Source organism: Plantibacter sp. lyk4-40-MEA-4 (assembly GCF_030209415.1).
Taxonomy (GTDB): Bacteria; Actinomycetota; Actinomycetes; order Actinomycetales; family Microbacteriaceae; genus Plantibacter; species Plantibacter flavus_A.
This window is the reverse complement of the sequence record NZ_JARVSA010000011.1, coordinates 238,335-250,629: the sequence shown is the minus strand read 5'-3', so window position 1 is coordinate 250,629 and position 12,295 is coordinate 238,335. Positions and strand designations below refer to the sequence as shown.

Here is a 12,295-nt window from a genome sequence, read left to right as displayed (position 1 = left end):
GATCGGATGCTCCTGCCTTTGGCCATCACGACCGCCCTGCAGGGCAACTTCTCTATCTTACATCTTCCCGGCTTGTTGTCAACTCGGCGTTTCAGCCGATCTGCGAACAGAGTCATGCTGAGCACGAGTGACACCAGGAAGAAGTCATCCAACCGAGACTTGAAACGGTAACATCGAAATGTTCTCGCTTTTGGCTGGGGATTGTCCCCGCTTGAGGCCGAGAAGCTCTTCCGCTTCCCGCACCTTTGGGGTGACGAGTGATTACTCTACGTGTGTCTCGGGATCGTGGCAAATTCCGCTTGCATCCCGGGCGTGTCGCCCGGAAACACGCGGTTTTCGCCGAGGCGGCCGCGAACGGCGCGGCGCGGGGTCACTGCGCGACACCGGTGCCGGCACACCAAGACAGGTCGAAGCCGGCCTGCGTCCCGACCACCTTGCCGGTGCGGGCGTCGACCACCTCGATCTCGGGACCGTTCGGCATCGGGGCGTTGGCGTACCCGTCGAATCCGGCCTTCGCGAAGTCGGGGACGACGACGACCGCGACGTACTCCGCGTTCGGGCTCGCGCACAACGACCAGATGACGGCGCCCGCGTCGGGTCGATAGAGCTCGGCGGTCGCGCCGTCCTTGATCGCCAGTACCCGCTGCTCCGTGGTTCCGGCGGCACGGTCGTAGTCGGCGTAGATCCTGGCCGACAGGGACTCGGACAGTGCGACGAGTTGTCCGGGGATCTCGGTGGGTGCCACCGAGGGCAGGACGAACGGTTCGCTCTTCCCCGTCGCGAGATCGAGCACGACAACACCGTCGACCTGCTCGATGACGACCTTGGTGGTGCCCGGGATGTAGCTCGAGATGAGTGAGGCCCGGCCGAGCAGCACCGGATCGGTCGTCGCAGCAGGATCGAGCAGCTCGAGCGAGTTGTCCACCGTGCGGACGAGCATCGAGGAGGTCCGGGGCACGAACGACCACTCCGCCGCCTGGACCGCAGCCCCGTCGATCCCGCCGACCCGGGCGGCCTCCGTGGGTTTCCCCTGCCGCAGCTCGAACGAGTACAGCGTGAGGTTGTCGCCCCCATCGCGGCCGAACGACTGTTCGGTGAACAGGAACCCCACCCGACTCTGCGCCGGAGCGGTCTGCAATGAGGTGATCATCCCGCCCATCGGGAGGGCCACCTCCTGGGTACTCCCGTCGGTCGTGTCCACCACCACGATGCGACCGAGCCCGCTCGTCTCCTGCTCCACGACGATCAGGGAGTCGCCGATCGTCGCGAACTCCTGGATCTTCGCGGCTTCGTACGCGGTCTCGGGTTCACCACCGCCGATCGAGAGCCGCACGATCCGGTCGTCCGCCTTCGTCGCCGCCGAGCCGCCGTCCTCGACCGGACTCCTCACGAGCGAGAACCCCTCGACGGGCGGCGTCGAGAACGACGTCGTGAGCGTGGCAGCCGGGCCGCCACCCGGCGCGGTGACCCCGTCGACCGTGATCCGGTAGTCCGTCGCATAGGCGAGCGGCTCGGGGAACACCAGCGTGATGCCGCCGGCCCCGGTACTGACGTCGAAGTCGGCTGCCGGCTCGATCCGCACCCGGTCCGACCCGAGATCGGCGATCGGTTGATTCACCGCCAGGACCACACGCTGGCCCCAGGACTCCACGAGTCCGGTCGGGTCGACCACCGTGCGGACGAGCTTCGGCCCCTGGGTCAGACCGACGACGGCCGCACCGCCGCCGATGACGACGAGCGCGATCAGCACGATCGCGACCAGTCGGCCGAAACCGCTCCGGTCGCCGGCGGCCTGCGTCGATCGGCCTCGTGCAGCATCCCGGCGATCAGTAGTCATACGGGTCCGCCGGCTCCTCGACCTTGTCGACCTTCGCCGTCCCGACCACCAACGGCAGATGCGAGGCGTCGCTCGCGGTGAGCGCGCCCGAGACCTCGACCCAGTCGCCGGGCTTGAGCTGTTGCTCCCAACCGTCGAGCTGCACGGGCACACCGACCGGCTGGGCGTCCACGGCGCAGCAGTTCACGACGAACCGCGAGACGTAGAAGACGTCGGCCGCGTCCGGATCGGCGATCACGAAACCGACCCCGGAGAAAGCGCGCCCTTCGAGGTCGGCGGGCCGCGTCGTCTGGCGCAACAGTGTCGCCCAATCCTTGATGCCGAAGGTGCTGAAGTCCGGGTTCGAGGTCAGTACCGTCTGGGCGTCCTGCCCCTGGACCTCCCCCGCGAGCGTGCCGGAGTTCACCGCGCGCTGGTCGGCTGTCGCGACCGAGAGCGTCGACGGCGGGAGCACCACCATCGCCCCGACGACCGCGAGACTGCCCACGACCGAGGCGAGCTGCAGCACCGTCCGCCCGCGACGCTTCGGCACCTCATCGACGTCCACATGGACGAGGACGCTGACGATGCCGAGAGCGACCGCGATGAGCGCCATGATGACGGTGAACACGAAGTAGCGCGGGTGGATGTAGAGCCCGAGTCGATCGGTGAGCGCGAGCCAGAGGATGCACACGGCGGCGGTGACGAGCAGGAGCACACCCCACCACCGCTGCCGGAGGCGTTCGAGCAGGGGCACGCGACGATCGCCGACCATCGACGTCTCGGCGTGCGCGTGTCCGTGGGTGGCGTTCTGATCAGGCAAGGGCGTTCACTCCGAATCCGAGGGCCGCCGAGAACAGCACGGCGACCGCGGTGATGATCACGAGGGTCCTGGTCGTGTAGGTGGTGCGCATGAGCGCGAGCATCTTGACGTCGACGACGGGGCCGAGGACGAGGAAGGCGACGATCGAACCGGGCATGAACGTCGATCCGAAGGACAGCACGAAGAAGGCGTCGACGTTCGAGCAGATCGAGACGATCACGGCGAGCGTCATCATCGCGAGCACCGACCAGACCGGGTTCGCGCCGAGGGTGACGAGCACCTCGCGTGGGACGAGGACCTGCACGGCGCCGGCCACGGCCGAACCGATGAGCAGCGCCGGCATGATCGCGCGCGCTTCTGCGACGAACTGCTGCAGGCTGCGCTCCACCTTCGTGTGGTCGTGCCCGTGCTGCTCGGTCACCTCGCAGCTGGCTTGGAAGGTCGGCGTGAGCAGCGAGCTGGGGTCGGGGTGCTTGCTGAAGAGCCACCCGATGAGGTTCGCGAGCAGGAACCCGCCGACGAGCCGGGCGACGAGGATCCCGCCATCCCAGCCGAAGGCCTGATGCGTCGTGACGATGACGATGGGGTTGAGGATCGGCGCCGCGAGCAGGAAGGTGATCGACTCCGGCACCGTGAACCCGCGCACGATGAGGCCGCGGGCGAGCGGGACGTTGCCGCACTCGCAGACCGGCAGGAACATGCCGAGCAGCGAGATGCAGGCTCGGCGGAGGATCGGCTGCGTCGGCAACCACCGCTCGAGCCAGCCGTCGGGGAGCCAGATCTGCACGAGGATCGACAGCACGATGCCGAGCACCACGAACGGCAGCGACTCCACCACCACGCTGAGCGTCAGGGTCACGAAGTCGCGCACCGCGGTGGGCGGGGTGAGCACCTCACCGAGCGGCATGAGCGCCCGGAGCACGAAGAGCCCGACCACCACGAGCAGTGCGACACCGATCAGGAGCGGTGTCCGCAGGTTCCGTGGATCACGCCCTTCCGTGCGACCCCAGTGCTCCGCGCCGTCGTCGTCGGGCGCGGTCCAGTCGTCGTCGACCCCGAGGGTGCCGGTCGTCCTGCTCACTCCGGCCTCACGCGCGCTGGGCCGCCGCCGAGCAGTTCTCGCAGAGCCCGAAGACGTCGACGACGTGCTTCGCCTCGGTGAACCCGTGCTGCGACGCGACCGACCGCGCCCAGGCCTCGACCTCGTCGGCCTCGATCTCGATGGTGAGACCACAGTTGCGGCAGATGAGGTGGTGATGGTGGGTGCCAGGCGTGCAGGCACGGTAGAGGTTCTCGCCCTCCGGCGACTGCAGGGAGTCCGCTTCGCCCTCGACCGCGAGGTCGGATAGGGCTCGATACACGGTCGCGAGCCCGATCGGCGAACCGGTGTCGCGGAGTTCGGCGTGCAGTCCCTGGGCGCTGACGAATCCGTCGTTGCCGCCGAGGGCCTCGCGGACAGCTTCTCGCTGCCAGGTGTTGCGCTTCGCCACGGGTGCTCCTGCCTGTCGCTTCAAGGGTACCCGGGAACCGCTCGGAGGACGCTCCGAAGCAGCTCCACGCGGACGCGGCGCACGGTCCACGGTCATCGCGCGACCTGGGCGTGCCGCGTCTCGCCGACAGGTGCCCGACGACCGCGTCGCCCGGACGCGGTGCGCGGCCCGACGATGCGGCAGACGAGGTAGATGAGGAAGGAGATCGTCGTGATGTAGGGGCTGATCGGGAGCGATCCACCGATGGCGAGCAGGATGCCGCCGACCGCCGAGACGAAGCCGAAGAGCATGCTCAGCACCGGGACGAGGACGGGCGACGACGACACCCGGAGCGCCGCGGCCGCGGGCGTCACGAGCAGTGCGAGGACGAGCAGCGCGCCGATGATCTGCACCGACACCGCGACCGTGAGCCCGAGCAGCACCATGAAGGCGAGCGAGACGAACCGACTCGGCACCCCGCGCGCCGCGGCGACGTCCGGATCGAGGCTGTCGAAGCTGAGGGGGCGCCAGAGGAGGAGGAGCGCGATCAGCACCACGATGCTGATGACGATGAGCAGGCCGAGCTGCGGGTCGTCGACCGACACGATCTGCCCGGTGAGGAGCCCGAACTTGTTGGCACTCCGGCCCGGATAGAGCGCGAGGAAGAGGATGCCGAGGCCGAGGCCGAACGGCATGAGCACCCCGATGATCGAGTTGCGGTCGCGGGCCTTCGAACCGAGCAGGCCGATGAGGATCGCGGCGACGAGTGAGCCCGCGAGGGACCCGACGACGACGTTGGCCCCGAACAGCAGCGCGCCGGCAGCGCCGGCGAAGGAGAGCTCGCTGATCCCGTGCACCGCGAACGCCATGTCGCGCTGCATGACGAACACGCCGATGAGGCCGCCGACGATGCCCAGGACCGCGCCGGCGATGATCGAGTTCTGCACGAGTTCGAGCAGTGCGCCGTAGTCCTGGAAGTTGAACAGGCGTCCCCAGAGGTCGTCAGTACTCATGCGCCGACCCCCACCGCACCGGTGTGCGGATCGTCGTGGTGATGGTGGCGGGTCTCGCTGTCGGGGATGCCGACCACGACGACCCGGCCATGGCTGCGGAGTACGTCGACGGGCGTGCCGTAGAGCTCAGACAGCACCTCGCTGCGGAGCACCTCGTCGGGGGTGCCCTCCCGGAATCGGCCGCCCGCGAGGTACAGGATGCGGTCGACCATGGGGAGCACCGGGTTCACGTCATGGGTGACGAAGACCACCGCGGTGTCGTGCTCGCGCCGACGACGGTCGATGAGCTCGCTGACCCCGCGCTGATGCTGGAGGTCGAGGCTGAGCAGTGGTTCGTCGCAGAGGAGGAGGATCGGGTCGTCCGCGAGCGCCTGGGCGACGCGCAGCCGCTGCTGCTCACCGCCGGACAGGGTGCCCACGGCGCCGTCGGCGTATGCGGTCGCGCCGACGGAGGCGATCAGCTCGTCGACCCGACGCTTCGTCGCCGCGGTGCGGATGGGGAGTCCGAAGCGGTGGCCGTCGACGCCGAGGGCGACGAGATCGCGACCGCGCATCGGCGTGCCGGCGGGGATGAGCTTCTGCTGCGGGATGTAGCCGATGCGGCGGTCACCCCGGTGCACCGGGCCTCCGGCGACCCTGATGGTCCCGCGGTCGAGCTGCTGCTGCCCGAGGATGGTGCGCAGCAGACTCGTCTTGCCGGAGCCGTTCGGGCCGAGCACGGCGAGGAACTCCCCCGGGCGCACCGAGAGGTCGAGACCGTCCCAGAGCGTGCGTCCGCCGAAACCGAGCTCGGCCCCGGCGAGCGCGAGGACGTCGACGGGGCCTGAGTCGTCGGTCGGACCGCTGGTCATCGATCCAGGGCGTCCGCCACGGCGTCGACGTTCTCGGTCATCCACGAGAGGTAGTCCTTGCCGTCCGGGAGGGTCTCGGTGAATGACAGCACCGGTACGCCTGCGTTCTCCGCGGCGGTCTTGACCTGTTCGGTCTCACCGCCACTCGTCTGCTCATTGTAGGCAAGCAGCGCGACCGATCCGCCGCCGAAGAGGTCGAGCGTCTCCTTGAGGACGGTCGGCGACACGTCGGTGCCCTCCTCGATCGCCTCGCTGAACGCCTCCGGGGTGCGGTTCACGAGTCCGGCGCCCTCGAGCAGGTAGAGCGGCACGGGCTCGGTGATGGCGACGCCCTCGCCGTCGTGTGCGGTCTTGATCGCGGCCTGGGCCGTCTCGATCGTGCCGAGGGACTCGGTGAAGGCCTTCGCGTTCGCGGTGTACGTGGTCGCGTTCGCGCTGTCGAGTTCGCCGAGCTCCTTGGCCAGCTCGTCGGCGAGCTTCGCCATCGTCGGGAGGCTGTACCAGACGTGCTCGTTGAAGCCCTCGATGTGGTCGTGACCGTCGTCCTCGGCGTGCGCCTCATCCGTGTGCTGCTCGTCGGCGTGGTCGTCGTCCGGGGCGAGGCCCGACAGGTCGACGACGTTCACGACCTCGACGGACTCGTTCTTGGCCGCGTCGAGGAGTGTGTCGATGAACGGGTCGTAGCCGCCACCGTTCTCGATGACGAGGTCGGCGTTCTTGATGGAGAGCTGATCCTGCGTGCTCGCCTCGTAGGAGTGCGGGTCCTGGGCGGCCGAGGAGATGAGCGAGGTCACCTCGACGTCCTTGCCGCCGATCTTCGAAGCGATGTCGCCGTACACGTTCGTCGAGGCGACGATGTTGATCTTGCCGTCGTCGGCCGCGCTCGACGCACTGCTGCCGGAGCAGCCCGCGAGGACGAGGGCGGCTGCCGGGAGGACGGCCAAGGCTGGGAGCAGGGTGCGAGCGCGCATTGATGAACCTTCTCGATCGGGGTGAGAAGGCCAACGCTACGCCTATTGATACTGATTCTCAAAATCGCCCTTCGACAGGCTCAGGGACCGAGGAGATGACTCAGGGGCCGAAGCGAAGGCTCTGGGACCGATGGCGAGGCTCAGGGACCGAAGGGAAGGCTCAGGGACCCAGTGCTCAGTCGAGCAGCAGCGCCGGCTCCTCGATGATCGACGCGACGTCCGCCAGGAAGCGGCTCGCGACGTCGCCGTCCACCACGCGGTGGTCGAAGGAGGCGCCGAGCGTCGTCACGAAGCGGCTGCGCACCTCGCCGTCGACGACCCACGGCTTCTGCTTGATCGTGCCGAGCGCGACGATGCCGACCTCGCCCGGGTTGAGGATCGGGGTGCCGGTGTCCATGCCGAAGACACCGATGTTCGTCACCGTGATCGTGCCGTTCTGCTGGTCGGCCGGCGGCGTCTTCCCGTCGCGGGCCGTGAGCGTGAGGGTCTCGAGGGCGCGCGCCAGCTCGAGCAGGCTCATCGCCTGCGCCTCCTTGACGTTCGGGACGATCAGTCCGCGCGGTGTCGCGGCGGCGACGCCGAGGTTCACGTAGTGGCGGACGATGATCTCCTGGTCCGTCCACTCGCTGTTGACCGTGGGGTTGCGGCGGACCGCCCAGATCATCGCCTTGGCCATGATGAGCAGCGGCGAGACCTTGACGCCGGCGAAGTCCGTCGAGTTCTTCAGACGCTTGACGAACTCCATCGTGCGCGTCGCGTCGACGTCGACGAAGAGGGAGACGTGCGGCGCGGTGAAGGCACTGCGGGTCATGGCTGTCGCGATGGCCTTGCGGACGCCCTTGACCGGGATCCGCTCCTCGCGCTCGTCGGCCCATTCCGGTGTCTCGATGTTGCGGAACACGCTCGCCTGGCTGGCCTCACGGATGACGTCGTCGCGGGTGATCTCCCCCGCGAGCCCGGTGCCCTCGATCGCCGTGAGGTCGACCTCGAGGTCCTTCGCCAGCTTCCGGATCGGCGGCTTGGCGATGACCGGCAGCGCGGACGCGGCGGGGATGCTCGACGGCGGCTGGCGGCGCACGGGCGGCTGCGGGGTGACGGCTGGGCTCGCCGGCTCGACGACCGGCGTCGCGCCACGGCCACGGCGACGACTCGAGGTGCTGCCGGCGCTGCCGTATCCGACGAGCACGGCGCCAGGGCGCGGCTCCTCGGCGGGAGACACGCTCGCCGCGGTGTCGGCGGCCAGCGTGGCCTCCTCCGACTCGACGACAGCCGGTGCGGGCGCGGTCGGCTCGGCGGTCGGCGCTCCACCGCCGGTGCTCACGCTGATGATGGGGGTCCCGACGTCGACGGTCTGGCCCTCCTGGACGAGCAGGGCGCCGACGGTGCCGGCGAACGGCGACGGGAGTTCGACGAGCGACTTCGCGGTCTCGATCTCGACCAGGACCTGGTTGACCGAGACGGCGTCGCCCGGCGCGACCTTCCATGCGACGATCTCGGCCTCGGTCAGGCCTTCGCCGACGTCCGGCAGTTCGAACTGGAGATCACTCATCGTGGTTCCTCGTCTTCCTTCGGTGTTCAGTACGCCAGCGAGCGGTCGACGGCCTCGAGGATGCGGTCGGCATCCGGGAGGTAGACGCCTTCGAGCTTCGCCGGCGGGAACGGGGTGTCGAACCCGGACACCCGCAGGACGGGTGCTTCGAGCGAGTAGAAGGCGCGCTCGGTGACGGTCGCCGCGATCTCCGAGCCGACGCTCGTGAACCCGGGCGCCTCCTGCACGTAGACGAGGCGGCCGGTCCGTCGGACGGATTCCACGAGCGGGTCGTAGTCGATGGGCGACAGCGAGCGCATGTCGACGACCTCGACGCTCGTGCCCTCCGTGGCGGCCAGTTCAGCCGCCTGCAGCATGACGCTCACGATCGCGCCGTGTCCGGCGAGAGTGACCTCCGTGCCGGCGCGGACGACGCGGCTGCCGTGCAGTGGTGCGGCCGAGCCGTCGAGGTCGACCTCGCCCTTCGGCCAATAGCGGCTCTTCGGCTCGAGGAAGACGACCGGGTCGTTCGAGGCGATGGCCTCCTGGATCATCCAGTAGGCGTCGTTCGGGGTCGACGGACTGACCACGCGCAGGCCGGCCGTGTGGGCGAAGTACGCCTCGGGGCTCTCCTGGTGGTGCTCGACCGCGCCGATGTGTCCGCCGTAGGGGATCCGGATGACGACGGGCATCTGCAGCTTGCCCTCGTGCCGGTTGGTGAGCTTCGCGAGCTGCGTCGTGATCTGGTTGAAGGCCGGGAACACGAAGCCGTCGAACTGGATCTCGCACACCGGTCGGTAGCCGCGCATGGCGAGGCCGATCGCGGTGCCGACGATGCCGGACTCCGCGAGCGGGGTGTCGAGGACGCGGTCGCCACCGAACTCGGCGTGCAAGCCCTCGGTGACGCGGAAGACGCCGCCGAGCGGGCCGATGTCCTCGCCCATCAGCAGGACCTTGTCGTCTTCGGTCATCGCCTTGCGCAGGCCGGCGTTCAGCGCCTTGGCCATCGGCATGGTGGTCGTCGTCATGCGTTGCCTCCTTCGAGCGAGGCCTCGTAGCGTTCGAGCCAGGCCTGCTGCTCCACCATGAGCGGGTGCGGTTCGGAGTAGACGCCCTCGAACATGAGCTCGGGGCCCGGGGCCTCGAGTGCGAGCGTGCGCACGCGGGTGTCCTCGGCGAGCGCCGCAGCCTCCTCGTCGACCTCGGCGAAGAACGCGTCCGAGGCGCCGAGCCCCTGGAGGTACGTCTTGAACCGGACGATCGGATCGCGGGCGATCCAGGACTGGAGTTCGTCGTCGGTGCGGTACTTGGTCGGGTCGTCGCTCGTGGTGTGCGCGCCGACGCGATAGGTCATCGCTTCGATGAGGCTCGGGCCGCGGCCGGCGCGGGCGTCGTCGAGGTGCTTCGCCGCCGTCGCGTAGCTCGCGAGGACGTCGTTGCCGTCGATGCGGACGCTGTCGAGGCCGAAGCCGGCCGCGCGCTGGTACAGCGGCTCGCGGGCCTGGCGGGAGACCGGGACGGAGATGGCCCACTGGTTGTTCTGGAGGAAGAACACCTGTGGCGTCTGGTAGCTGGCGGCGTAGATGTAGGCCTCGTTCGCGTCGCCCTCGGAACTCGAGCCGTCACCGAAGTAGACGAGCACGGCCGTGTCGCGCTCGGGGTCGCCGGTGCCGACGGCCTTGTCGAAGTTCAGGCCCATCGCGTAGCCGGTCGCGTGCAGAGTCTGCGCGGCGAGCACGAGCGTGTAGAGGTGCACGTTGCCGTTGGACGGATCTGCCGGGTCCCAACCGCCGTGCGTGTTGCCGCGCATGAGCCGCACGATGTCGATGGGGTCGACGCCGCGGATCATCGCGACGACGTGTTCGCGGTAGGAGGGGAAGATGTGGTCCTGAGCTCGCGCTGCGCGGGCCGAACCGACCTGTGCCGCCTCCTGCCCATGACTCGGTGGCCACAGCGCCATCTGGCCCTGGCGCTGCAGGTTCGTCGCCTCGATGTCGAAGGCACGGACGTTCGCCATGTCGCGGTAGAACTGCTGCAGGTCGGTCTCGGTCAGGCGATCGAGGAACGGCTGATAGCGCTCCGCGTGTTCGTTCGGCGCGAAGGTGCCGGCCGCGTCGATGAACTGGACGCTGGGCACGGTGGGGTCGTCTCCGGAACGGCTCATCGTGAGCGCACTCCCTCTCGTGTCGGGTGGTCGGCCGGCAGTCCGGCGAGGATCTCCGCAGCGGCGGCGAGGAGCGGTTCGATCGACTCGGCTTCACCGATCGAGATGCGGACGCCGTCGCCGGGGAAGGCTCGGCCGACGATGCCGTGGGCGAGGAAGGTCTCGTTCGCCGCGGCCGTCTGCTCGCCGAGGCCGAACCAGACGAAGTTGCCCTGCGCCGCGGGGATGAACCAGCCCTGCTCGCGGAGTGCGGCGGCGAGGTCGTCGCGTCGTGCGGTGATGACCGCGACGCGGGCTCGGATGTCCTCGGCGTTCGCGAGTCCGGCGATGGCCGCCTGCTGCGCCGGTGCAGTGCTGGAGAGCGGGATGGCCGCGTTGCGGGCGCCGTCGAGGACGAGCTCGTGGCCGATGGCCCAGCCGACGCGGAGGCCGGCGAGTCCGTAGGCCTTCGAGAAGGTGCGGAGCACGACGAGGTTCGGGTGCTCGTCGAGGAGCGGGATGCCGTTGACGGCGTCGTCATCGGTGACGAACTCGCGGTAGGCCTCGTCGAGGAGGACGAGCACGTCGGAGGGCACGGACCGGAGGAAGGCGAGGAAGGCGTCACGCTCGACGACCGGGCCGGTCGGGTTGTTGGGCGTGCAGACGATGACGACGCGGGTGCGGTCGGTGACGGCTGCGGCCATCGCCTCGAGGTCGTGGGAGCCGTCGGGCCGGTTGGGGACCCGCACGGACGTCGCGCCGGCGACGGTCACGAGACCCGGGTAGGCCTCGAAGGAGCGCCAGGCGAAGACGACCTCGTCCCCCGGACCGGCGGTCGCGGTGATGAACTGGCTGAGGAGTGCGACCGAGCCGGCTCCGATGTGGATGCGTTCCGGGGTGACCCCGTTGGCTTCGGCGAGCGCCGTGCGCAGTGCGAGTGCGGCGCCGTCGGGGTAGCGGTGGGAGTCCGCAGCCGTGTCGGTGATGGCCGAGAGGACGGCGTCGAGTGGCGGGAACGGGACCTCGTTGCTCGAGAGCTTAAAGGCGTCGGGCGCGGCCGGCTTGCCCTGGCGGTAGGGAGGCAGCTCTGCGATCTCCGGACGGAGACGGACCGGGCTCCGGCCCGGCTGAGCGGCCGGCTGGGCGGTGGTTGGCAGGTTGTCACTCACTCGACGAGTCTAGGCCGCGAAGGATACCTGCGTCGGAATGCAGTGCGCCGGTCCGAATCGGCCCTTTGCCCGCTGTGGCAAGGGTGGGAGGATTGCCGTCATGGGACGTTTTCTGCTGAACCTGATCGTCAACGGCTTCGCCATCTGGGTCACGACCCTCATCGTCGCCGGTGTGAACGTGACACCGTACGCGCCCGGCGGCACGCTGGAGACGATCCTGACCTTCGCGCTCGTCGCGCTCATCTTCGCCGTCGTGAACACCATCATCGGCTCGGTCATCAAGGTGCTCGCGTTCCCCCTGTACATCCTCACGCTCGGGCTCATCGGGCTCCTCATCAACGGGCTCCTCCTCCTCATCACCGCAGGCATCAGCGGGTGGTTCGGTTTCGGCCTGACCGTCGACGGCTTCTGGTGGGGCGTCCTCGGTGCGATCGTCATCTCCATCGTGAACTGGCTGCTCGGCATCGTCATCCGTCCCAAGGCGCGCGACTGACCCGTCGGCTCGACCGCTT

12 protein-coding genes are annotated in these 12,295 nt (G+C 69.0%); 1 reads left to right on the top strand and 11 read right to left on the bottom strand.

Annotation, left to right across the window (positions count from 1 at the left end; translation table 11 throughout):
- Positions 1-370 precede the first annotated feature (370 nt).
- From QRN44_RS18225 to QRN44_RS18175, 11 genes are all read right to left on the bottom strand, one after another.
- Positions 371-1,837: a hypothetical protein gene (locus QRN44_RS18225; RefSeq protein WP_121289322.1), complete on the bottom strand. Its 1,467-nt coding sequence runs from the start codon at positions 1,835-1,837 to the stop codon at positions 371-373.
- Positions 1,827-2,639 (bottom strand): TIGR03943 family putative permease subunit, encoded by an 813-nt coding sequence (locus tag QRN44_RS18220; RefSeq protein WP_254628260.1) that lies wholly within the window; start codon positions 2,637-2,639, stop codon positions 1,827-1,829. The genes QRN44_RS18225 and QRN44_RS18220 overlap by 11 nt, the downstream gene beginning before the upstream one ends.
- Positions 2,632-3,720, bottom strand: a complete 1,089-nt coding sequence (locus QRN44_RS18215) for a permease (protein WP_371743603.1) — start codon at positions 3,718-3,720, stop codon at positions 2,632-2,634. Before QRN44_RS18215 ends, QRN44_RS18220 begins: the two co-directional genes overlap by 8 nt.
- 7 nt (positions 3,721-3,727) lie before the next feature.
- Complete coding sequence (locus QRN44_RS18210; RefSeq protein ID WP_064296039.1) at positions 3,728-4,129, bottom strand: Fur family transcriptional regulator; 402 nt, start codon at positions 4,127-4,129, stop codon at positions 3,728-3,730.
- 92 nt (positions 4,130-4,221) lie between these two features.
- Positions 4,222-5,121 carry a metal ABC transporter permease gene (locus QRN44_RS18205; protein WP_079003646.1) on the bottom strand — a complete coding sequence of 300 codons (900 nt, stop codon included), beginning with the start codon at positions 5,119-5,121 and terminating at the stop codon, positions 4,222-4,224.
- Entirely contained in the window at positions 5,118-5,972 is an 855-nt protein-coding gene (locus tag QRN44_RS18200; protein ID WP_285039968.1) for a metal ABC transporter ATP-binding protein, read from the bottom strand. Before QRN44_RS18200 ends, QRN44_RS18205 begins: the two co-directional genes overlap by 4 nt.
- Positions 5,969-6,943: a metal ABC transporter solute-binding protein, Zn/Mn family gene (locus tag QRN44_RS18195; RefSeq protein ID WP_079003647.1), complete on the bottom strand. Its 975-nt coding sequence runs from the start codon at positions 6,941-6,943 to the stop codon at positions 5,969-5,971. Before QRN44_RS18195 ends, QRN44_RS18200 begins: the two co-directional genes overlap by 4 nt.
- Before the next feature lie 175 nt (positions 6,944-7,118).
- Complete coding sequence (locus tag QRN44_RS18190; RefSeq protein ID WP_175116534.1) at positions 7,119-8,492, bottom strand: dihydrolipoamide acetyltransferase family protein; 1,374 nt, start codon at positions 8,490-8,492, stop codon at positions 7,119-7,121.
- Between the two features lie 26 nt (positions 8,493-8,518).
- A complete protein-coding gene (locus QRN44_RS18185) occupies positions 8,519-9,499 on the bottom strand; it encodes an alpha-ketoacid dehydrogenase subunit beta (protein ID WP_285039965.1) in 981 nt (326 codons plus the stop codon).
- Positions 9,496-10,635 (bottom strand): thiamine pyrophosphate-dependent enzyme, encoded by a 1,140-nt coding sequence (locus tag QRN44_RS18180; RefSeq protein ID WP_071262139.1) that lies wholly within the window; start codon positions 10,633-10,635, stop codon positions 9,496-9,498. Before QRN44_RS18180 ends, QRN44_RS18185 begins: the two co-directional genes overlap by 4 nt.
- Complete coding sequence (locus tag QRN44_RS18175; protein WP_285039963.1) at positions 10,632-11,783, bottom strand: histidinol-phosphate transaminase; 1,152 nt, start codon at positions 11,781-11,783, stop codon at positions 10,632-10,634. Before QRN44_RS18175 ends, QRN44_RS18180 begins: the two co-directional genes overlap by 4 nt.
- A 100-nt stretch (positions 11,784-11,883) precedes the next feature.
- On the opposite strand from QRN44_RS18175, the gene QRN44_RS18170 reads away from it, so the two are divergent.
- A complete protein-coding gene (locus QRN44_RS18170) occupies positions 11,884-12,276 on the top strand; it encodes a phage holin family protein (RefSeq protein ID WP_079003649.1) in 393 nt (130 codons plus the stop codon).
- Positions 12,277-12,295 lie beyond the last annotated feature (19 nt).

Bases quoted from the DNA above. Each gene is read 5' to 3' on its own strand.
- QRN44_RS18170 (WP_079003649.1), top strand. From the start codon at position 11,884: ATGGGACGTTTTCTGCTGAACCTGATCGTCAACGGCTTCGCCATCTGG.
- QRN44_RS18190 (WP_175116534.1), bottom strand. From the start codon at position 8,492: ATGAGTGATCTCCAGTTCGAACTGCCGGACGTCGGCGAAGGCCTGACC.
- QRN44_RS18185 (WP_285039965.1), bottom strand. From the start codon at position 9,499: ATGACGACGACCACCATGCCGATGGCCAAGGCGCTGAACGCCGGCCTG.
- QRN44_RS18195 (WP_079003647.1), bottom strand. From the start codon at position 6,943: ATGCGCGCTCGCACCCTGCTCCCAGCCTTGGCCGTCCTCCCGGCAGCC.
- QRN44_RS18200 (WP_285039968.1), bottom strand. From the start codon at position 5,972: ATGACCAGCGGTCCGACCGACGACTCAGGCCCCGTCGACGTCCTCGCG.
- QRN44_RS18180 (WP_071262139.1), bottom strand. From the start codon at position 10,635: ATGAGCCGTTCCGGAGACGACCCCACCGTGCCCAGCGTCCAGTTCATC.
- QRN44_RS18205 (WP_079003646.1), bottom strand. From the start codon at position 5,121: ATGAGTACTGACGACCTCTGGGGACGCCTGTTCAACTTCCAGGACTAC.
- QRN44_RS18225 (WP_121289322.1), bottom strand. From the start codon at position 1,837: ATGACTACTGATCGCCGGGATGCTGCACGAGGCCGATCGACGCAGGCC.